The following is a 21,131-nucleotide window of genomic DNA, read 5'->3' on the forward strand; positions in this document are numbered from 1 at the left end:
TTGACTTTGGTCGGTAAAAACCGTTCTAATCGTGGGCTAAGTGAATGATTTAGGGCCGAAGCAATGAAGAACCTGCCAGTCGCGCTGCTCTTGAGCTTCGCGCTGACATTTCCCGCCTGGGCGGAGGATGCGACACCGCAGGATCGAAGCGATCACCTGCCTGCCGCCCCTTATCTATTGGCAGGTGCCCCCACCTTCGATATGACCATCGCGCAGTTCCGCGAGAAGTACAACGCAACGAATCCGGACCTGCCGTTGCAGGAATATCGTGCGATTGATAATCGAGACGATAAAAGCAACCTGACGCGCGCCGCCAGCAAGATCAATGAAACACTCTATGCTTCTACCGCGCTGGAGCAGGGCACCGGAAAAATCAAAACGCTGCAAATTACCTGGCTACCGGTTCCCGGCCCGGATATGAAAGCCGCGCAGGCACGTGCGATGGATTACATGACAGCATTATTGCGATTTTTTGTCCCAGGTTTATCGCCTGCAGATGGACGCAAAAAGCTTGATGCACTGCTCAGCGCAGGCAAAGGCGCACGCTATTTTGCCAGTACTGAAGGCGCATTGCGTTTTGTGGTCGCGGATAACGGTGACAAAGGATTAACCTTCGCGGTTGAGCCAATAAAACTGGCGCTCGCGACCCCTTGATTACCGCGGCAAAAATGACGAAAAGCAAAGCCAGCGACACGTTTGATCTCTATACTGTCTGGCAGACATCGCTGCCCGATGGCAGCGCTATTTCATGAATCGCGTTATGCGGAGGAAAGAATGCGACATCCACTGGTTATGGGTAACTGGAAACTGAATGGCAGCAAGCACATGGCAGGCGAGCTGATTGAAAGTCTGCGCAAAGAGCTGTCTGGTGTTGAAGATTGTGGCGTAGCAATTGCTCCACCCACTCTCTATCTTGACCTGGCAAAACACGCCGTCTCCGGCAGCCACATTGCACTGGGTGCACAGAACGTTGACGTTAACCTGTCTGGCGCATTCACCGGTGAAATCTCCGCAGAAATGCTGAAAGATGTCGGCGCGAAATACATCATCATCGGCCACTCTGAGCGTCGTACTTACCACAATGAAAGCGACGAGTTCATCGCGAAGAAATTTGCTGTTCTGAAAGCAGCCGGCCTGGTACCAGTCCTGTGCATCGGTGAAACTGAAGCAGAGAACGAAGCGGGCAAGACTGAAGAAGTGTGCGCACGCCAGATCGACGCCGTGCTGGAAACCCAGGGTGCTGCCGCGTTCGAAGGCGTTGTTATCGCCTATGAGCCAGTCTGGGCAATCGGTACCGGCAAATCAGCCACTCCAGCGCAGGCACAGGCCGTGCACAAATTCATTCGTGACCATATCGCGAAGAAAGATGCGGCGATTGCTCAGCAGGTTATCATTCAGTACGGCGGTTCTGTTAACGACAAAAATGCCGCAGAACTGTTCACCCAGCCAGATATCGATGGCGCGCTGGTTGGCGGTGCTTCACTGAAAGCCGATGCGTTCGCAGTGATCGTGAAAGCAGCTGCAGCAGCGAAAAACGCCTAAGTTTTTCGGTGTGGAACAAGGCGGCTGATGAGCCGCCTTTTTTATTGCCAGAGATTCGTACTGAGACATGTAACTCATACACTGAGGAAGATGTGATGAAACAGTTCTGGAACCCTCCAGCGTGCTTATACGTTTCATTGAAGCTTTATATTGGAAACCATGGTTAATGGTTCAAAATCTGGCATTGGTGGTCCTGCAACTCCTCCGCAGAACCGCTGTTTAGCATTAACCAGTTACGTTCCAGCGCCAGCAACGCTAAGCGCCCATCCGGTAATTCCGCCAGTGCCATCCCATATTTTCCCATCTCGCTGCGCGCATTAGGCACTTCAGTCGCCAGACGAATAAAGACACTTTGCTGCGCCAGTTCAGCCGTCGACAGTGTGCGAATCAAATAGCGATGTTTGCGCAGCGTGGCTGGTTGCCACTGTTCATTGAGCTTAGGGCTTAACGCATCAAGCCGCTGGCGCACATCAGGACGCAGACAGGAGATGTGGATGTGCAGTTGATTCTGCGTACGGCCATATTGCGCATTAATCGCCAGTGACAGCACGCTATCATCAATCGGTGCACCGCGTTTTTTGGCCAACAGACTGCGCTGCAGCCAGGCGGCGGCAAACAGATTGGGCGTGGTGGGTTCGAGAATAATCGGGCTTTCCATGCCAGTGATTTTTTCAATCGGCATCAGTAAATACTGCAGTGGACCGTTGAGGTCTTTCAGCGTGACATAACCCTGTGCCGTATTCACTTGCTGACAAGGGGCGGGATTGCCACTCTTCGCCAGATTGGGCTCGCACTTTTCACTGATGATCTGCCAGAGGGCATTGGAGTTTTTCTGGAAATGGAAGGCGCTGACGATCAGTCCGACAATCAGCACCAGCAGTAAAACGGTTAGCAACTTCAGGGTGCGACGACTTCCCTGCATGGCCGAATTCCTCTGTTCATCACCTGCCAGCATCCTCGCCTGCCGTCTGGGCAATGTCACGGACTTTTACTGCTGTGTAATGCAAAACGGTCAGCATCAGGCTGACCGTTTCAGTTTGATGCGATGAGGATTACGGTTTCATGACCTGATCGTAACTGCCACCATCAGCGAAGTGCGCTTTCTGCGCTTGCGTCCAGCCACCGAACTTGCTGTCGATAGTGAACAGTTTCACCGGCGCAAAGGTGCTGGCAAACTTTTTCGCGACTTCAGGATCGCGTGGACGATAAAAGTTTTCCGCTGCGATGGTCTGGCCTTCTGGTGAGTAGAGATACTTCAGGTAATCTTCGGCCACTTTACGCGTGCCCTGCTCATCCACCACCTTATCGACCACCGAAACGGTTGGTTCTGCCAGAATTGATTCGCTTGGCGTGACGATTTCGAACTTGTCTTTACCCAGCTTGTTCACTGCCAGATACGCTTCGTTTTCCCAGGCAATCAGCACATCGCCGATGCCACGTTCTACGAAGGTGTTGGTGGCGCCACGTGCACCCGAATCCTGCACTTCTACGTTCTTGAACAGCGCCTTCACATACGCCAGCGCTTTGGCCTGGTCACCGTTGTTTTGATCCAGTGCCCAGCCCCATGCGGCCAGATAGTTCCAGCGTGCGCCACCTGAGGTTTTCGGGTTCGGGGTGATCACCGATACGCCGGGTTTAATTAAATCGTTCCAGTCATGAATGCCCTTCGGGTTGCCCTTACGGACCAGGAACACGATGGTGGAAGTATAAGGGGCGGAGTTGTCTGGCAGGCGCTTAATCCAGTTTTTATCGATCCGTCCACGGTCAGCAATAGCATCCACGTCAGACTGCAGCGCCAGGGTCACGACATCAGCACGAATGCCGTTGATCACAGAGGTCGCCTGCTTCCCTGAACCGCCATGAGACTGACGGATCACCACATTGTCACCCGTTTCCTGCTTGTAGTGTGCGCTAAACGCTTTGTTGTACTGCTCATACAGCTCACGCGTTGGATCGTAAGAAACGTTTAACAGCTGGATATCCTTTGCCAAAACACTGGTGGAAGCCAGTAACAGGGTGACACCAATACTCCACTTGTTCATTGCTTGCTCTCCCGAGGTCGTTATAGAACAAGACTGACATAAACCAATTCAATGATTAAAGAATTAAAAATAAGTGGTTATAACTGGAGAGAATATAAGTGGGAATAAAAAAGGGCACGGTGGAGGCCGCGCCCTGATTTAGTTTGATTAGTAGAGTTTTTTCGCCGTATCCAGCCAGTCGCGCTTGAATGGGCGCTTCATGTTTTCAATCGCGTCAATGATGTCGTGATGCACCATCTTCTCATTCTGAATACCGACACAACGTCCGCCGTAGCCCTGCAACAGCAGTTCGATGGAGTAGGCACCCATACGTGACGCCAGGATACGGTCGTAAGCGCATGGTGCACCGCCACGCTGAATATGCCCAAGCACCGTTGCACGTGTTTCGCGTTTGGTTTCTGCTTCGATGTAATGCGCCAAATCGTCGATATCACAGATGTGTTCGGTAATGGCCACAATGGCGTGTTTTTTACCTTTGGCGATACCGGCTTTGATCTCTTCGACCAGTTCTTCACGGGTATAAGGAATTTCCGGCAGCACGATGAATTCACAACCGCCGGCGATGGAAGCAGCCAGAGTCAGATCGCCGCAGTAACGACCCATCACTTCCACGATGGAAATGCGCTGATGCGAAGAGGAGGTGTCGCGCAGACGGTCAATCGCTTCAACCACGGTTTCCAGCGCCGTGAAGTAACCGATGGTGTAATCGGTACCGGCAACGTCATTATCGATGGTGCCTGGCAGACCAATGCACGGGAAACCCATTTCCGTCAAACGTTTGGCACCCATGTAGGAACCGTCACCGCCGATGACCACCAGCGCGTCAATGCCGCGCTTCTTCATGTTCTCAATGGCAACCTGACGAACTTCCTCATTACGGAAATCCGGGAAGCGCGCAGAACCGAGGAAAGTGCCGCCACGGTTGATCATGTCGGACACGCTGTATCGGTCGAGATTGATCATACGGTCTTCATACAAACCCAGATAGCCGTCGTAGATACCAAAAACTTCAAGGCCTTCACTCAGCGCGGAACGGACAACTCCGCGGATGGCTGCGTTCATGCCTGGGGCGTCACCGCCGCTGGTCAGTACTCCGATTTTTTTGATCATGACAACCTCTGGATTGTTCAAAACTAAGGATTATTCCTGCCTGCCGACCGGTGTAAACCCGCTCACGATCGTGCGGCTTAATAGTTGCAGATAGTATATCAAAGGCTTGATGCTGAATTGATTCAGGTCAGACAAGTTTTCGCTATTTTTTTACAGAGTTGTTAGCGTTACGTCATTTTTATAACGCAACGCCATGATATTTAAACGCTAAAACTGGAAAAAGCCTTGCTGATTTTCAGGCACCACCGAACAGGGATCCTGATGGATGATAACATCCGAACCGGGAAACTTAAGCCGGAGTGCTTGCTCGATCTGATCCGCTACCTGATGCGCCTGCACCAGCGGCAGGTGGTCATCCATTTCCAGATGAAGCTGGATAAAACGGGTTGGCCCGGATTGACGCGTACGCAGTGCATGGGCACCGCGCACACCTGGCCAGTCGCTAACCAAATTGATAATCGCCTGCTTCTCTTCTTCCGGCAATGCGCGGTCCAGCAAAGATTGCACCGCTTCATAACCCATGCGCAAAGCGTTATAGAGGATGTACACCCCAATCCCCAGCGCAAAGAGCGCATCTGCCCGGACAAAACCATAGCTGCTTAACACCAAAGCCACCAGGATCGCGCCGTTCATCACCACGTCAGATTGATAGTGCAGCATATCCGCACGTATCGCCTGGCTGCGTGTCCGACGCACCACCCAGCGCTGGAAAGTCACCAGTAACAGGGTGGACAAAAGGGCGACCACAGTGACGACGATACCGACCAGCGGCGCACGTAATATATTGGGTGAGGCCAGATGCTGAATACCCGTGAGAAATAAAAACAGTGCCGAGCCGGAAATAAACATGCTTTGTGCCAGTGCGGCAAGCGACTCCGCTTTACCGTGGCCGAAGGTGTGATCAGCGTCCGCAGGCTGGAGTGAATAGCGCACCACCAGTAAATTGGTGAGCGATGCAGCGATATCCACCAGTGAATCGACCAGGGCGGCCAACATACTGACTGAGCCAGTCAGCCACCAGGCAAAAATTTTCACGATCAACAGTAATGTCGCCAGCGTCGTTGCCGCCAGCGCCGCGCGGTTGACGAGTTTCGCGTAGGAGGGATCCATGCCATGCCTCATAGAAGCGTCTGCTCAGCGCAACGCCTTTAGTCACATAATGGCTCAAGTTTATCATCGGCAAGCGTAAGCTGCGTGAAATGAATATTAAGGTGATGATGCAGCACAGGATTGGCAGATAAAAAAAAAAACCCCCGCATCATGCGGGGGAAGACAGGGATGGTGTCTATGGCAAGGAAAACAGGGATACTATGTTACTGGTTACTGCTGGTACTACTCACTGCATGCAGCGGTGATGATGACTGCAATCCTGAGAGCTGACGCATATCATTAAGTCGCCGCTCATAATTCTTCTGCAATGTCGCTTGCTGTGCAGGCGTTAGCAGGTGATACATCTGGTTGCGAACCCGAGCCATCTCAACTTGCAGTTCTATCTGCGCGCGGGCTTGTTTCTCTGCCTGCTGTCGGATAGCCGATTCGTTAAATTTGTCTGCAATGACAAGGTCATGCATAGTTTCAATATCCTGAACGCTCATAGCCGGGCGCTCATGTCGTGCTTGCTGCATCAGGTCTCGCATCTGTTGCCGCTGTTGTTCAGTCAGCTCAATGCCATCGAACATGTGGCTTTGCGGATTTTGCGTCATACTGCCTGTCGTCAATCCGCCGTTATGATGCATCTCGTCAATCGTCGTCGTGTCTGCTGCTTCTGCGCTGGCGTGACTGAGAACCATCGCTGAGGCAATGACGACGGCGGTTAAGTAGCGCATCGTTTACTCCCAGTTCGTTCCGTTTTGCGATTCAACGAGAGCTAGTGTACGGCGATAGCTGCAAACATCCGTCAGGGGGTGTAAAACTACGTAAAGCGTTGGATTGCAAGTCAAGGAACACGGTATTTTGCCTGCGGAGGGCAACAAAAAATGAATAAAATCCTGTTGGTTGATGACGACCGCGAATTAACTTCGCTGCTTAAAGAACTGCTTGAGATGGAAGGTTTTGAGGTGATTGTCGCCAGCGATGGCGAGCAGGCGCTTAACCTGCTGGATAACAGCGTTGACTTGTTATTACTCGACGTCATGATGCCGAAGAAGAACGGTATTGATACGTTGAAAGAATTACGACAACAGCACCAAACTCCGGTCATTATGCTGACCGCTCGTGGTAGTGAGTTGGATCGTGTTCTTGGCCTTGAGCTGGGCGCGGATGACTATCTACCAAAACCGTTTAATGACCGTGAACTGGTGGCGCGTATTCGAGCTATTTTGCGCCGTTCAAACTGGAGCGAACAACAACAGCAGCATGACAATAGTTCACCCACGCTGGAAGTGGATTGCCTGCGCCTCAACCCAGGCCGCCAGGAAGCCAGCTTCGATAGTGAAACGCTGGATCTGACGGGCACGGAATTCACTCTGCTCTATTTGCTGGCACAGCACTTAGGTCAGGTCGTGTCGCGTGAGCACCTCAGTCAGGAAGTGCTGGGTAAACGCCTGACGCCGTTTGACCGCGCGATTGATATGCACATTTCAAACCTGCGTCGTAAATTGCCGGAACGTCGTGATGGCCACCCGTGGTTTAAAACGCTACGCGGACGCGGCTATCTGATGGTTTCGGCATCATGATTGGAAGTTTGACTACCCGCATCTTCGCCATTTTCTGGCTCACCCTGGCTCTGGTGTTGATGCTGGTATTGATGGTGCCCAAACTCGACTCACGCCAGATGACCGCACTGCTGGAAAGTGAGCAACGACAGGGCACCATGATTGAACAGCACGTTGAAGCGGAGTTATCGCAAGATCCTCCCAACGACCTGATGTGGTGGCGCCGGCTGTTTCGCGCCATCGACAAATGGGCCCCACCCGGCCAACGCTTGTTATTAGTCACCAGCGAAGGCCGGGTGATCGGTGCGCAGCACAATGAAATGCAGGTGATTCGTAACTTTATCGGCCAGTCTGATAATGCCGATCATCCGCAGAAGAAAAAGTATGGTCGTGTGGAGATGGTGGGCCCGTTCGCCGTGCAGGATGGTGAAGATAACTATCAGCTCTACCTGATCCGCCCCGCCACCAGTTCTCAACTGGACTTCGTCAATTTACTGTTCGACCGTCCGTTATTGCTGTTGATTGTCACCATGCTGATTAGCTCGCCACTGCTGTTATGGCTGGCGTGGAGCCTGGCGCGCCCAGCTCGCAAGCTTAAACATGCTGCCGATGAAGTGGCGAGCGGAAACTTACGCCAGCATCCTGAACTGGAATCCGGTCCACAGGAATTCCTGGCAGCAGGTTCAAGTTTCAACCAAATGGTGAGCGCACTTGAACGCATGATGACCGCACAGCAGCGTTTGTTATCCGATATCAGTCATGAATTACGCACGCCACTGACACGTTTGCAGTTGGCTACCGCCCTACTGCGCCGTCGCAATGGTGAAGGTAAAGAACTTCAGCGTATCGAAACGGAAGCCCAGCGGCTTGATGGCATGATTAACGATTTGCTGGTGCTCTCACGCACTCAGCATAAAAATGCCTTAGTCAGTGAAGCGATGAAAGCCAACCACCTGTGGAACGGTGTACTGGAAGATGCCAAATTTGAAGCCGAGCAGATGGGTAAAACCATGGATGTGCCGTATCCGCCTGGTCCGTGGCCACTGTACGGCAACCCGCATGCCCTGGAGAGCGCACTGGAAAACATCGTGCGTAATGCGCTGCGTTATTCCCACACGCATATCAGCGTGAGTTTCTCGGTGGATATTCAGGGTATTACCGTTCACGTTGATGACGATGGCCCAGGCGTCAGCGCTGAAGATCGCGAGCAGATTTTCCGCCCCTTCTATCGCACTGATGAAGCACGCGACCGTGAATCTGGTGGCACCGGTCTCGGACTGGCGATTGTGGAAACAGCCGTGCAACAGCATCGCGGTTGGGTGAAAGCCGATGACAGCCCATTAGGGGGGCTGCGCCTTACACTCTGGTTGCCGCTGTACTCCGCTCGTCAATAATTTGCTATGCTTCGGCCCTCGTTTCCGGGGGCCTTATGCTGAACATCGTTTTATTTGAACCTGAAATCCCGCCAAATACGGGCAATATCATCCGCTTGTGTGCCAATACAGGCTTCCAATTGCATCTGATTGAGCCGCTGGGCTTTGCCTGGGATGACAAGCGCCTGCGCCGCGCTGGGCTCGATTATCACGAATACACCTCACTCAAAAAACACGCCAATTACACTGCGTTTATCGAGTCTGAAGCACCACAGCGTCTGTTTGCACTCACCACCAAAGGCACACCTGCCCACAGCGCTGTGAGCTATCAGAAAGGGGATTATTTATTGTTTGGACCTGAGAGCCGTGGTTTGCCGGCAGAGATACTGAACGCGCTGCCAGCAGAGCAGAAGATCCGCATCCCAATGATGGCTGAAAGTCGCAGTATGAATCTGTCGAATGCGGTATCTGTGGTGGTGTATGAAGCGTGGCGCCAGCTTGATTATGCTGGCGCACTGATCAAGAGCTAAATTCCGTCGCCGTACTCGAAGCCCGCGCCGTTGAAGAGTTGGTCCATATCCATCGAAGGTTTATCGCTGGTGGGTTTGCCAACGATACGCGCAGGCACACCGGCTGCCGTGGTATGCGGCGGCACCGGTTGTAGTACCACCGAACCCGCACCAATTTTCGCGCCGCGCCCCACTTCAATGTTACCGAGAATCTTGGCACCTGCGCCAATCATCACACCTTCACGGATTTTCGGATGGCGATCGCCGCTGGTTTTTCCGGTACCGCCTAGCGTGACCGACTGCAAAATCGACACGTCATTTTCCACTACGGCGGTTTCACCAATCACGATACCGGTAGCATGATCGAGCATGATGCCGCGACCAATACGGGCTGCCGGGTGGATATCCACTGCAAAGGAGACGGAGATTTCGTTCTGCAAATAGACGGCTAACGCGCGGCGGCCCTCTTTCCAGAGCCAGTGGCCGATGCGATAAGCCTGTAATGCATGGAAGCCTTTCAGATACAGCAATGGCGTTGAATACTTATCAACGGCAGGATCGCGCTGGCGCACGGCTTGAATATCGTAAGCTGCAGAGACAATCATCTCTGGATCTTCGCGATACGCTTCCTCAACGATTTCGCGTACCGCAATGGCTGGCATGATCGGGTTGGCGAGTTTGTTCGCCAGCATGTAGCTTAGGGCACTGCCAAGATTTTCGTGCTTCAGCAAAGTCGCGTGATAAAAACTGGCCAGCATGGGTTCACAATCAGCCAGCGCTCTGGCTTCAGCTTTGATGTTGTTCCAGACCAGTTCTAACTCTTCTGACGACATTGCTCTGTGCTCCCGATAAAAAAGCGCCTGAGAGGCGCTGCAGGTGATTTAGCTGAGCATCCTGCTTCAGCTTTGGCTGTTTTCGTCCTTCCTTGCACGGCCAAGTAAACTCAATGCTGCCTCTCGCGCCGATTTTTCGCAATACAGTACCTGATAAATCTGCTCGGTTATCGGCATTTCAACACCCATTCTCGCCGCCAATGCTTTGACTTCTTTGGTGTTTCGGTACCCTTCTACAACTTGTCCGATAATGCGCTGCGCCTCATCAACGCTCTCGCCTTGTCCCAGCATCATGCCAAAACGACGATTGCGGGATTGATTATCGGTACAGGTCAGCACTAAATCGCCCAGCCCCGCCATGCCCATAAAGGTGGTGGGATCGGCTCCAAGAGCGGCGCCAAGGCGACTCATCTCAGTCAGCCCACGGGTAATCAGCGCGGTTCGTGCGTTAGCACCAAAACCAATTCCATCGGAAATGCCGGCACCAATCGCAATCACGTTTTTCACCGCGCCACCCAGTTGCACGCCGATGAAGTCTGGATTGTTGTACACGCGGAAGCTTTTACCGCAATGCAGTTTTTGCTGCAGATCTTCGGCGAACTGTGCGTCAGTGGCAGCCAGCGCTATCGCTGTAGGCAGGCCCGCAGCAAGCTCCTTCGCGAAAGTTGGTCCGGAAACCACGGCCAGCGGAATTTGATCGCCAAGGATTTCACGCGCAACATCCTGCAAAAGACGGCCAGTCTCTTTTTCGAGACCTTTGGTTGCCCAGACAATACGTGAGTCTGCACGCAGATGCGGCTTCAACTGGGTGAGAACGTCGCCAAATACGTGGCTAGGCACCACCACCAACAGATCGCGGCTGGCATTCACCACCGTTGCCAAATCGGCTTCGGGAACAAGATTGTCAGGGAAAGGTACATCAGGCAGGAAAGCGGCATTACATCGGTCAGCCTGGAGCTGCGCCACGCTTTGCGGATTGTGGCCCCAGAGCAGAACCGGATGGCCGTTACGGGCCAGCGTAATGGCCAAAGCGGTGCCGTACGAGCCGGCACCGATGACGCTAATCGAAGCGTTGAGGGTAGTCATCAGGCATCCTGACGTGGCGCTTCGCCTTCACCTTGCTGCTGCAGATAGTTCATGAACAGGGCATCAAAGTTAACTGGCGCCAGATTGAGCTGAGGGAAAGTACCACGAGACACGAGGCTGGTGATGCATTCACGTGCATACGGGAACAGAATGTTCGGGCAGTATGCACCGAGGCAATGTGCCATCTGAGTGCCTTCGATACCGCCGATAGTGAAGATACCTGCCTGCTGAACTTCGCACAGGAATGCGGTGTCTTCGCCAACGGTTGCTGTCACGGTAACGCGCAGAACAACTTCGTAGACTTCATCAGCCAGCTGAGATGAAGCGGTGTCCAGATCCAGTTTCACTTCCGGTTCCCACTCTTTCTGGAAAACCTGAGGCGCGTTTGGCGCTTCGTAAGAAACGTCTTTGGTATAAACACGTTGAATCTGGAACTGCATTTCGTTTGTGCTATGTTCTGACATGTTACTAAATCCTGTGAGTTAAATTGTCTGACCGAAAAATTATGCCTGGAGTAAGGGATCCAGTCCCTGACGCCCATCCAGCGCGTAAAGATCGTCACAGCCACCAATGTGCTGCGCATCAATAAAAATCTGGGGAACTGTCGTACGCCCGCTTCGCTGAATCATCTCTTCACGTTTCGCCGCGTTCCCATCAATAGGAATCTCCTGGAACGAAACACCTTTCTGATCCAACAATGCTTTTGCCCGGTGGCAATAAGGGCATGTGACTTTGGTGTAAATCTCAACATTAGCCATGCGGTTACCTCTGGGAATTATTTACCGCGTACCAGCGGCAGATTCTCACCACTCCAGCCGCTCACGCCATCTTTCAGCACGGAGACTTTTTCAAAACCTTCAGCGCTCAATTTAGCGGCTGACTCACCCGCGCTCTGGCCGGTGGCGCATACCACAATTATGGGCTGCGACTTGTGCTTTTCCAGTTCGGCAAAGCTCCCTTTTTTGATGTCAGCCGCTGCAATATTCACCGCACCTGAAATGTGCCCTTTGCGATAATCATCGCGCGAACGCACGTCTACAACCACCGCATCCTCTTTGTTGATCAGGTGGGTTGCTTCACCACGGCTGATGGTTTTTACCTTAGAGAACATTCCTTTAACGGTGGTCACAATCACCAGAACGAGTAAAACAACCCATGCCAGACTAAGGATGGTGTGATTGCTTGCAAAATGCATAATTTCTTGCATGAGGGGTAACGACTCCAGACCGGGCTAATAAGCTAAAACAAGGGTTCTGAGTATACCTGCGCCACTTAGCATGTACAGTCGCGAAGCGGGCAGAGTTACGATTTGTGCGTCATTTTCCAAAAAAAGTGTTCTAATCGCAAAATTGAGTCAAGGTTTATGCCGCTAAGCTCGGCACCGACATCTTTCGTAAAGCAAAACCCGCCCGGGATAACTGGTAAGCGGCTGTTCATCGTGGAATAATTATCGACTATGAAGGGAAAAGCGACCGTTACATACACAAGGACCTGTCACAACGGCCCAGCGCATCCGTTGTCATCTCGCTGGTCCGAAATCTCCCTGAGCTTGCTCTGCGCGGGCGCACTGTTATTGCCCGTTTACGCGCACAGTGCGGATGACAGTAAAACCCAGCTCAAGTCCATTCAGCAGGATATTGCTAACAAAGAGAAAAGCGTTAAAGCGCAGAAATTACAGCGCAGCAAACTTCTCGATCAACTGCAAAGTCAGGAAAAAGTGATTGCGCAAGCCAGCCGGCAGCTTAGGGAAACGCGCAATAGCTTGACCGCGCTCGACGGCGAAATCACACAAATTACCACCTCCATCTCTCGTCTGGAAAAACAGCAAGCTCAGCAGGAAAAACTGCTGGCTCAACAATTGGATGCGGCTTTCCGACAAGGCCAACACAATGGGTTACAGCTGCTGCTGGGTGGTGAAGAAGCACAACGCAGTGAACGCATACTTGCCTATTTCGGCTACCTTAATGCTGCACGCCAGAAAAACATCGACGATCTCAAACAAACTCAGCAACAGCTGTCCGAGCAGCGTCAGGCATTGCAAGGTAAGCAGGAACAACAAAAATCCCTGTTAGCCCAACAGCAGTCGCAGCAGGCCAAACTGGAAACCGCCAGTGCGGCACGTAAGAAAACCCTGACAGTATTGGAAAGCTCGCTGGAAAAAGATCAGGCCGATTTGGTTGAGATGCGAGAAAACGAAAGCCGTCTGCAGGATAAAATTGCCAAAGCCGAACGCGAAGCGCGTGAGCGTGCCGAACGTGAAGCACGCGAGGCAGAAAAAGTACGCCAGCGTCAGGCGCAGGCAAAAGCCAAGGGATCAAGTTATCAACCCACACAAAGCGAACGTGAGTTGATGGCGCGCACCGGTGGCCTCGGAAAGCCTGGTGGGCAGGCGGTATGGCCGGTGAATGGACGTATTGAACACCGCTTCGGTGAATCCATGCAGGGTGAACTGCGCTGGAAAGGTCTTGTGATTGATGCACCAGAAGGCACCGAAGTGAAAGCCATCGCCGATGGACGCGTACTGATGGCCGACTGGCTACAAGGCTACGGCCTGGTTGTGGTATTGGAACATGGTAAAGGCGATATGAGTCTTTATGGCTACAACCAAAGTGCGCTGGTGAGCGTGGGTACTCAGGTGAAGGCAGGACAGCCTATCGCCCTCGTGGGTACCAGTGGCGGCCGCGGCACGCCTTCGCTCTACTTTGAAATCCGACGTCAGGGACAGGCCGTCAATCCACTACCGTGGTTAGGAAGATAAGTGTTGTTTCAGCCTCAAAAGCTCTCAATTGCGTTCTGCGCACTGTTTTTCACACTATCGGCTCAGGCAGGTAAACTCTCAATTGTGATTGATGACTTCGGTTATCGTCCGGTTGAAGAGAATAAAGTGCTGCAAATGCCCGCTGCGATTTCGGTCGCTGTATTGCCGAATGCACCTCATGCTCGTGAGATGGCGACAAAAGCACATCAGGGTGGTCATGAGGTGTTGATTCACTTGCCAATGGCACCGCTCAGTAAGCAGCCGCTGGAAAAAGATACCTTAACCCCAGAGATGAGCAGCGAAGAGATCGCACGCATTGTTCGGGATGCCTCGGGTAAAGTGCCCTTCGCTGTGGGGCTGAACAACCATATGGGCAGCAAAATGACCTCCAGCCTGCCTGGCATGCAGAAAGTGATGCAGGTGCTAAATCAGTACAATTACTACTTTCTCGATAGCATGACGATTGGCAATAGCCAGTCTATTCCAGCGGCACAAGGTACGCATGTTAAGGTGCTGAAACGCCGGGTATTCCTTGACGATAGTCAGAATGAGGCATCGATTCGCGAACAGTTTACCCGTGCCGTAAAACTGGCACAGCGCGATGGTTATGCCATTGCGATTGGCCATCCGCACCCAACCACCGTCCGTGTGCTGCAACAGATGCTGCTATCACTGCCTGGCGATATTACGCTGGTCCGCCCAAGTCAGTTGCTGAATGAGCCTGTGCATCAGGGTAAAGCTCCGACGACAACCGATAAATCTCCAGCGCCGAAATTCCGTGCTCCGGGGGTGTGTAAGGTCAGTAAACCACTGCCGCCAGTGCCGCAAAGTCGAGCCGTTGAAATAGTGATTGAAAATGTGGCAGGTAGTAAGTTAATCAATCAGTTAGGTTTACTTTTTTAACGCAATCATCAACGTTTTTGAAAATTAGCGTTAGCCCCATTCGGGACTAGCGTTTTTTTCGTTATCATTACGAAATTAATTCCCGCGACTGATGTCAAATTTGCCAGGTTCTTAGGGTGAAATGGAATAATGAAAAAGCTTTGGAAAATAAACGTAATCAATAACGTACTCAGTTTACATGCCAGACTGAGCCAGATTGACAAAAACAAGACACCGCTAAGCTCAAATCATGAGTTTAAGCGCATTGTTATTTTCTCAACGACCGCATTAGGAGATCTCCTTTTTAATACTCCTGCGATCAAAGCCATAAAGCATCGCTATCCAGAGGCCAGGCTCATGCTGGTATCCAGTGATAAAAACCGTGATCTCGTTGAAAAAAGTCAATGGTTTGATGAAATAGTCATCTGGGATAATAAAATAGTTCATTCCCATCGCGTAATCAGGAGAATGAGAAAATTCAAACCTGATATGACTGTGCTACTGCATTCAACATTGGGCTATGACATTCTCTGCGCACGCCTGTCTGGCTCAAAATACATTATTAGAGATAATTTCAGAAGTGACAATACCGTCTTTAATCACTGGATAGATCATTATTCATCGGCAACAGATGTTCATATTATTCAGCGCAAACTCGACCTGATTAGTATTCTTGGATGCAATACAACAGATATCAGAATGCAATTCCCCATTGCAATTCACTCTGTAGAACGTGAAAACTATCGACCTGTAATTGGCTTTCAAATGGGGGCGTCCGGGAAAAACCGTTGCTGGCCAGTTGAACATTTTTCTGAACTAGCAGAGCGTATTTTAGAAAATAACAAAGATGCAAAAATAGTATTGACTGGTGCCACCCAGGATAAAAACATTGAAAAATCATTCTTTGATTTATTAAAAAATAAATACCATTCAAGGGTTCACTCTTATATTGGTAAGACTCGCCTACCTGAACTCTTACAGATAATTAAAAACCTTGATGTGTTGATCACAGGTGACACTGGACCACTACATATTGCTATCACGGCAGAAACGCCGACAGTGAGTCTTTATGTCAGTGCTAATCCCAGACATACAGGACCTTATCAGGATTTACACATCCATCAGACTATCAGAATTGAACCTGAATCTAATGATGATCCGCATTACCCATTAAGAAAAATAAGCGTTGATCAGGTTTATAACGTGATGATGAAAAATATTTCAGTCTAAAATTACACTACCAGATAGCAAGCGATCTGGTAGTGGTTTTTATCTAGGCCTTACGGGATGACAAAACTATCGCTAATGGCAACCAGAATAATACCCATGTTTCTCCTGGTCCACCAATCACAAACATCCCCTGAGTAACAAAAAACATCAAAGAGAAGAGATAAATTGAGGCTTCTAACCCCATGCCTTGATGATACTTTCTATACGCATGATACAAGCCAACCAGGATGAGTGATGCCATAAATAGCACACCCACCACACCGCCTTTTAAGAAGGCCGATACATAAATACTGTGTGTGGTTATAACATGTTGGCCAATACTGTTTACAAATGTCAGCTGCTTATCAAACCCCCAACCGAAATAGGGATGAATCATTGCATCTGAAATGGCATGATTCCAGATTCCAAATCTGATAAAACTCTGCGCATAAGAGGAAACAATGCGCGCATAAAAATCACTGCCATAATCGGTAAAGTAGAAGAATAATAAAATAGTAGCGATTGAAATCATGATATACAAAACATGTTTAAGGTGAACATGTTTATATTTAGCAAGTAAGACAGCTAAAGAAACCATTAAAGCCAATAATGGACCTCGACTTTGCGTCAAGATCAAGCCAATAAAGAGCAACGATGCAGGTATGTAAATCCAGTGTCGGCCTGACTCACGGGCAATAATCAGTGCACTTAAAATACCAAGAGCAAAATATCCACCGAGATCAATGACATTTTTTGGCGCGGCAAAAAAACCGTTTTCAAGTCTATTAGTCAGTAGCGTGCTTTTGTCTACCAACATAAATGTCAAAACAAGGACAATAAAACACCCGGAAAAAATGCATCCATAAACCTTCAGCAAACCATAACGCTTAATACAGTAATCAAACATACAAACGAAAAAAAGAAGATAAACGGTATGCTTCAGAGTTGAAATTATATTCTCTGGAACACTTGTCCATAAGTTCGTAATACTGTAATAAATGAGGAATAGTGCAATAACGCCTATTGACCTCCAGGGATATGGCTCGGGAAGACTAAGCTTTTTTCGCTGGAAAAACAAAAATATCATCATCGTTGTAATCGACAGATGAAATAAATTATTTACTTTTCCAACACCTGTAAATATGGTCATTAAAAATAAAAATGCCATAAAAGAAATAGATGCAATAAATTCTAAACTTTCAGTTTTTTTTAAAAATGACATCTGGCGTCGCCTTCTCGAAAATTTCCTCTGTCAGTCCACTATTCATAGACAAATTGTAAACCTTTATCCCTGCATGATTAAGCTCGATGCTGGCATTCAAGAATGCGGGCTTTATAACTTGAGTAAAGTTTTCCCCTAAAAAGCTTTTCTGCTTATTATTTTCATTTTCATAAAATCGTGGGGAAGAAAAATTATTCATATCAACCCCTGCTAACAGTATACGATTTGAACTGAGCCATACGGCTATTTGCAACGCCCAATAGGCCACTGTACCCGCATCAAAAATACCTTGTCTGATATCCCATGAAAAACCTGATAATGGATCAGTTGGATAGACTGATAATCCTTTATTATCATTGAAATTCAAAGCATACTCAGCAGGTACTACTGATTTTCGAAATATCTTATAACTCAGATCTTCAATAATAGCCAAACGACACTTTATCTTATCGACTCCAATGCAATTCAACATATCATTGAGGCAATGAACTGTTGTAAAGAGCGTCAACTCAGGGTCGCCCAGTACTTTTCCGACAATATCAAAACGATTCTCAACAAAACCGCGATCGACAATAACATAATATGAAAATACGACTTTATCTCGTAGGTGATAAGCGCCATTAACACCAATAAATGTCGTTTCTGAAAGTAATTCAAAATCAAGATCATTCACTGACGGGCCAGTTGCCAGTATCGTCATATCATTGGTAACGGTTTTACGTAATGAATCTAATGCTTCAATTTTTATTTCATTTTTTCGCCAGACTAGCCGTTCAATATGGTCTTCTGCTCCACGTTGAATTCTGATATGAGGCCAAAAATTTTCATTGTGCCGATAAGCTCGTTCATGGGTATAACGATAGATTTGTTTAAATATTGATCCCATTCAAAGCAATTCCCGCAATTTTTCCATTACGCTCACGGCGGATATAGCCTGCATTCTGCCACCTGCACCGCGTAGCTCATGCTGATTCTTCCCATACCCCCCAATCAGCCCCGGATCAGTTGGACCAAACAGCGTAATATTCGGGCGGTCCAGCGCGGCGGTCAGGTGACTCAAACCCGTGTCGACCGAAACGACAGCGCGTGCCCCCGCCAATTGCTGTGCCACTTGCTCCAGCGCTAATTTTGGCAGCACCTCAACATGGTTAAAACCTTCCGCCATTCTTAATGCACGCTGATGCTCATGTTCAGCACCCCAAGGCAGTTTCACTCGCAGACCTGTCGGCTGTACCCGTTCAATAAGTTCGCGCCAGTGCGCCTCTGGCCAATGTTTGTTATCGCGGGTGGTCGCATGCAAAAACACCAGGTATTGATGCGCATCGTTGGGCAGCGTAGAAAGGAAATGTCCCGCAATGGCATAATCACCCTGGGTCTCCGGTTTCGCATAATCCAGGCTTTTCGCAAATAGCTCACGCGTGCGTTCAACCGCGTGTTGCTGTTTATTAATTTCATGGCGTTTGTCATACCACCAGCTGGCAAAGGGTTCCCGCGCGCTGCGGCTGTCTTGCCCATGCTTTACGCCTTTAGCCAGTCGCGTCACCAGCGCGGCGCTTTTGATCAACCCTTGCGCATCGATCACCACATCATACTGGCGCGATTGCAGGTCTCGCTTAAACAGAACGCGCTCTTCACGCTGCTGGCTACCAAACCAATGTTTACGCCAGCGACGAATCGCCACCGGCAGCACTTTATCTACTGCCGGATGCCAGCTGGGGATCTGTGCAAAATTTTCTTCGACGACCCAGTCAAAACGGATGCCAGGAATGGCCTGCATCGCATCAGTGAGCGCCGGTAACGTGTGCAGCACGTCCCCCATTGAGGAGGTTTTTACAATCAAAACGTGCATGGCTACTCCTGCACCGGATGCAGCAGCGTGCTAAATTCCTGATGAACTCGAGCAGGCTGAATATCAATGAGACTTTGGTGATAACCCTCTTCGGCATCACCTTTACGTACTTTGTGATAGCCAGAGATCAAACGAATTACGCGTGCCTGATGAGAGAGCGGCGGAGTGAAATCCGGGCTACTTGGGCCATATAAGGCGACCAAAGGACGATTCAGTGCGGCGGCAATGTGCATCAACCCGGAATCATTACTGACGATAGCCGCGCAATGTGCAATTAAGATAACCGCTTGTTCTAATTGCGTATCGCCGGCCAGATTTTTGCAGTGCGCTCGTGCTGATTCCGATAACGTCTGAACAATAGTGTCACCGGTTTCGCGATCTTTTGCGGAACCGAACAACACCACCTGGTACCCTTCGGCAATCAGTTGCTCGGCAAGCGCCGCGTAATGGTAGTGCGGCCAGCGCTTGGCTGGGCCAAATTCAGCGCCAGGGCAGAACCCTATAGCAGGACGATCGGCCGACAAAGAAAATTGCGCTGCTGTCATGCGCTTTTCATCTTCATCGACACGCAACTGCGGCCACAGTAAGGGCTGCGGCAACTGTTGTGCGGAGGCGATGGGTTTGTCGTAGCCCAGTGCAACATAGCGCTCCACCATCAGCGGAAACGCGGCTTTATCCAGCACACGCACATCGTTCAACACGCCATAGCGCATCTCACCACGCCAGCCGACACGGCGCTTAATACCTGCAAAGAACGGCACCAGCGCTGATTTGAACGAATTTGGCAGCACATAAGCACGGTCATAATTGCTGACCTGAAGGGATTTGCCCAAACGCCGCCTTTCACCCAGTGCCAAAGCGCCATGGCCCAGTGGCATCGCCAGCGCCTGATTGACTTCCGGCATCCGTGACAGCAGTGGCCGGCACCAGGCCGGCGCCATCACATCAATGACCGCATCCGGGTGCTCAGCCTTGAGCGTGCGATAGAGACTTTGCGACATCATCATATCGCCGACCCAGGAAGGGCCAATGACCAGAATTTTCATCGCTGGTGCCGGTTTCCTTATGCTTTACGATTGAGCCAGGTCATGTATTCACCCACGCCCTGAGCAACGGTTTTAAATGGCTTGTCATAACCCGCTGCGCGCAGATTGGTCAGGTCCGCTTGAGTGAATGCCTGATAGCGGCCTTTCAGTTTCTCAGGGAATGGGATGTATTCAATCTGCCCTTGCTGATGGAACTTCAGTACTGCATCGGCGACTTCCTGGAAGGATTCCGCACGGCCAGTACCACAGTTGTAGATGCCAGATACCCCGTTTTCCCAGCACCACAGGTTTACTGCAACGACATCGTCAACATGGATGAAATCGCGGCGGAAGTCGTCGCTACCTTCAAACAGTTTTGGATTTTCACCGTTGCTGATCTGCGTGTTGAGGTGGAATGCCACGCTCGCCATACCGCCTTTGTGACCCTCGCGAGGGCCGTAGACGTTGAAGTAGCGGAAGCCACACACCGGAGAATCGGCTTCCGGCAGAATCTGACGCACGTAGTGGTCGAACAGCATTTTTGAATAGCCATAGACGTTCAGCGGCTGCTCGTACTGGCGCTCTTCAATAAAGTTTTCATTGCGGCCACCGTAAGTGGCCGCTGAAGAGGCGTACAGGAAAGGAATTTCACGTTCCAGGCAGAAATGCAGCAAGTCTTTGGAGTACTGATAGTTGTTATCCATCATGTACTTGCCGTCCCACTCGGTGGTCGCCGAGCAGGCACCTTCATGGAACACCGCCTCGATTGGACCCAGATCTTCGCCGGACATGATGTAAGAGAGGAACTCTTCTTTGTCCATGTAATCCGCGATATCCAGATCTGCGAGGTTCACGAATTTGGTGCCATCTTTCAGATTATCCACCACCAGAATATCGGTAAGACCGCGATCGTTCAGCGCTTTAACAATGTTGCTGCCAATCATGCCAGCGCCACCGGTTACGATAATCATATGCTTTGCCTTTAAAGAGTTGAGGTGAAACAGGAGGTTTCACGCACGAATACCTAACATCATAAC

The 21,131-nt window shown here is 50.3% G+C and carries 23 protein-coding genes; 8 read left to right on the forward strand and 15 right to left on the reverse strand.

Annotated elements, in window-relative coordinates:
- Nucleotides 1-63 precede the first annotated feature (63 nt).
- Both JK231_RS20920 and tpiA read left to right on the forward strand, forming a co-directional pair.
- The gene (locus tag JK231_RS20920; protein ID WP_211729387.1) at nt 64-654 is read left to right on the forward strand and encodes a YiiQ family protein; all 591 of its coding nucleotides are present in this window, start codon (nt 64-66) and stop codon (nt 652-654) included.
- A gap of 120 nt (nt 655-774) precedes the next feature.
- Entirely contained in the window at nt 775-1,542 is a 768-nt protein-coding gene (gene tpiA / locus JK231_RS20925; RefSeq protein WP_211729388.1) for a triose-phosphate isomerase, read from the forward strand.
- A 163-nt stretch (nt 1,543-1,705) separates the two neighbouring features.
- Here tpiA and JK231_RS20930 read toward each other — a convergent pair whose 3' ends face one another.
- The 5 genes from JK231_RS20930 to cpxP form a co-directional block, all read right to left on the reverse strand.
- Nucleotides 1,706-2,464 carry a CDP-diacylglycerol diphosphatase gene (locus tag JK231_RS20930; protein WP_097119671.1) on the reverse strand — a complete coding sequence of 253 codons (759 nt, stop codon included), beginning with the start codon at nt 2,462-2,464 and terminating at the stop codon, nt 1,706-1,708.
- Between the two features lie 130 nt (nt 2,465-2,594).
- Nucleotides 2,595-3,584 (reverse strand): sulfate ABC transporter substrate-binding protein, encoded by a 990-nt coding sequence (locus JK231_RS20935; protein ID WP_034823765.1) that lies wholly within the window; start codon nt 3,582-3,584, stop codon nt 2,595-2,597.
- A 147-nt stretch (nt 3,585-3,731) separates the two neighbouring features.
- Nucleotides 3,732-4,694, reverse strand: coding sequence for a 6-phosphofructokinase (gene pfkA / locus JK231_RS20940; protein ID WP_034823768.1), 963 nt, complete (start codon nt 4,692-4,694; stop codon nt 3,732-3,734).
- Between the two features lie 207 nt (nt 4,695-4,901).
- Entirely contained in the window at nt 4,902-5,804 is a 903-nt protein-coding gene (fieF, locus tag JK231_RS20945) for a CDF family cation-efflux transporter FieF (protein WP_211729389.1), read from the reverse strand.
- 203 nt (nt 5,805-6,007) lie between these two features.
- Entirely contained in the window at nt 6,008-6,520 is a 513-nt protein-coding gene (cpxP, locus tag JK231_RS20950; RefSeq protein ID WP_097119670.1) for a cell-envelope stress modulator CpxP, read from the reverse strand.
- Between the two features lie 150 nt (nt 6,521-6,670).
- On the opposite strand from cpxP, the gene cpxR reads away from it, so the two are divergent.
- From cpxR to trmL, 3 genes are read left to right on the forward strand one after another with little or no spacing between them, the layout of a single operon-like run.
- Complete coding sequence (cpxR, locus tag JK231_RS20955) at nt 6,671-7,369, forward strand: envelope stress response regulator transcription factor CpxR (protein WP_034823774.1); 699 nt, start codon at nt 6,671-6,673, stop codon at nt 7,367-7,369.
- Nucleotides 7,366-8,742, forward strand: coding sequence for an envelope stress sensor histidine kinase CpxA (gene cpxA, locus JK231_RS20960; protein WP_160834183.1), 1,377 nt, complete (start codon nt 7,366-7,368; stop codon nt 8,740-8,742). The genes cpxR and cpxA overlap by 4 nt, the downstream gene beginning before the upstream one ends.
- Before the next feature lie 35 nt (nt 8,743-8,777).
- The gene (gene trmL, locus JK231_RS20965; protein ID WP_058960119.1) at nt 8,778-9,251 is read left to right on the forward strand and encodes a tRNA (uridine(34)/cytosine(34)/5-carboxymethylaminomethyluridine(34)-2'-O)-methyltransferase TrmL; all 474 of its coding nucleotides are present in this window, start codon (nt 8,778-8,780) and stop codon (nt 9,249-9,251) included.
- On the opposite strand, the gene cysE is transcribed toward trmL, so the two are convergent.
- The 5 genes from cysE to JK231_RS20990 all read right to left on the reverse strand — a co-directional run bounded on the left by cysE (nt 9,248) and on the right by JK231_RS20990 (nt 12,356).
- Entirely contained in the window at nt 9,248-10,063 is an 816-nt protein-coding gene (gene cysE / locus JK231_RS20970) for a serine O-acetyltransferase (protein WP_034823780.1), read from the reverse strand. The genes trmL and cysE overlap by 4 nt on opposite strands.
- Nucleotides 10,064-10,129: 66 nt before the next feature.
- Nucleotides 10,130-11,149: an NAD(P)H-dependent glycerol-3-phosphate dehydrogenase gene (gene gpsA, locus JK231_RS20975; RefSeq protein ID WP_160834184.1), complete on the reverse strand. Its 1,020-nt coding sequence runs from the start codon at nt 11,147-11,149 to the stop codon at nt 10,130-10,132.
- Nucleotides 11,149-11,613 carry a protein-export chaperone SecB gene (secB, locus tag JK231_RS20980; protein WP_034823785.1) on the reverse strand — a complete coding sequence of 155 codons (465 nt, stop codon included), beginning with the start codon at nt 11,611-11,613 and terminating at the stop codon, nt 11,149-11,151. Before secB ends, gpsA begins: the two co-directional genes overlap by 1 nt.
- Nucleotides 11,614-11,652: 39 nt before the next feature.
- Nucleotides 11,653-11,907 carry a glutaredoxin 3 gene (gene grxC, locus JK231_RS20985; RefSeq protein ID WP_007885328.1) on the reverse strand — a complete coding sequence of 85 codons (255 nt, stop codon included), beginning with the start codon at nt 11,905-11,907 and terminating at the stop codon, nt 11,653-11,655.
- A 17-nt stretch (nt 11,908-11,924) separates the two neighbouring features.
- The gene (locus JK231_RS20990) at nt 11,925-12,356 is read right to left on the reverse strand and encodes a rhodanese-like domain-containing protein (RefSeq protein WP_160834185.1); all 432 of its coding nucleotides are present in this window, start codon (nt 12,354-12,356) and stop codon (nt 11,925-11,927) included.
- Between the two features lie 249 nt (nt 12,357-12,605).
- On the opposite strand from JK231_RS20990, the gene envC reads away from it, so the two are divergent.
- From envC to JK231_RS21005, 3 genes are all read left to right on the forward strand, one after another.
- Nucleotides 12,606-13,907, forward strand: coding sequence for a murein hydrolase activator EnvC (envC, locus tag JK231_RS20995; protein ID WP_211729390.1), 1,302 nt, complete (start codon nt 12,606-12,608; stop codon nt 13,905-13,907).
- A gap of 3 nt (nt 13,908-13,910) precedes the next feature.
- On the forward strand, nt 13,911-14,810 hold the full coding sequence (locus JK231_RS21000; protein WP_097119690.1) for a divergent polysaccharide deacetylase family protein: 900 nt from the start codon (nt 13,911-13,913) through the stop codon (nt 14,808-14,810).
- A 129-nt stretch (nt 14,811-14,939) separates the two neighbouring features.
- Nucleotides 14,940-16,019: a glycosyltransferase family 9 protein gene (locus tag JK231_RS21005; RefSeq protein WP_058960120.1), complete on the forward strand. Its 1,080-nt coding sequence runs from the start codon at nt 14,940-14,942 to the stop codon at nt 16,017-16,019.
- 43 nt (nt 16,020-16,062) lie between these two features.
- On the opposite strand, the gene JK231_RS21010 is transcribed toward JK231_RS21005, so the two are convergent.
- The 5 genes from JK231_RS21010 to rfaD are packed head-to-tail and all read right to left on the reverse strand — an operon-like array spanning nt 16,063 to nt 21,065.
- A complete protein-coding gene (locus JK231_RS21010) occupies nt 16,063-17,220 on the reverse strand; it encodes an O-antigen ligase family protein (protein ID WP_211729391.1) in 1,158 nt (385 codons plus the stop codon).
- Nucleotides 17,198-18,106 carry a sugar glycosyltransferase gene (locus JK231_RS21015; RefSeq protein WP_097119667.1) on the reverse strand — a complete coding sequence of 303 codons (909 nt, stop codon included), beginning with the start codon at nt 18,104-18,106 and terminating at the stop codon, nt 17,198-17,200. Before JK231_RS21015 ends, JK231_RS21010 begins: the two co-directional genes overlap by 23 nt.
- Complete coding sequence (rfaC, locus tag JK231_RS21020; RefSeq protein WP_097119666.1) at nt 18,107-19,069, reverse strand: lipopolysaccharide heptosyltransferase RfaC; 963 nt, start codon at nt 19,067-19,069, stop codon at nt 18,107-18,109. It lies immediately after the preceding gene.
- A 2-nt stretch (nt 19,070-19,071) separates the two neighbouring features.
- On the reverse strand, nt 19,072-20,115 hold the full coding sequence (gene rfaF / locus JK231_RS21025) for an ADP-heptose--LPS heptosyltransferase RfaF (protein WP_160834188.1): 1,044 nt from the start codon (nt 20,113-20,115) through the stop codon (nt 19,072-19,074).
- A 17-nt stretch (nt 20,116-20,132) separates the two neighbouring features.
- Nucleotides 20,133-21,065 carry an ADP-glyceromanno-heptose 6-epimerase gene (rfaD, locus tag JK231_RS21030; RefSeq protein WP_045815712.1) on the reverse strand — a complete coding sequence of 311 codons (933 nt, stop codon included), beginning with the start codon at nt 21,063-21,065 and terminating at the stop codon, nt 20,133-20,135.
- Between the last annotated feature and the right edge of the window lie 66 nt (nt 21,066-21,131).

The sequence above is a fragment of the Pantoea sp. JGM49 genome (assembly GCF_018257655.1).
GTDB classification, from domain to species: Bacteria; Pseudomonadota; Gammaproteobacteria; order Enterobacterales; family Enterobacteriaceae; genus Pantoea; species Pantoea communis.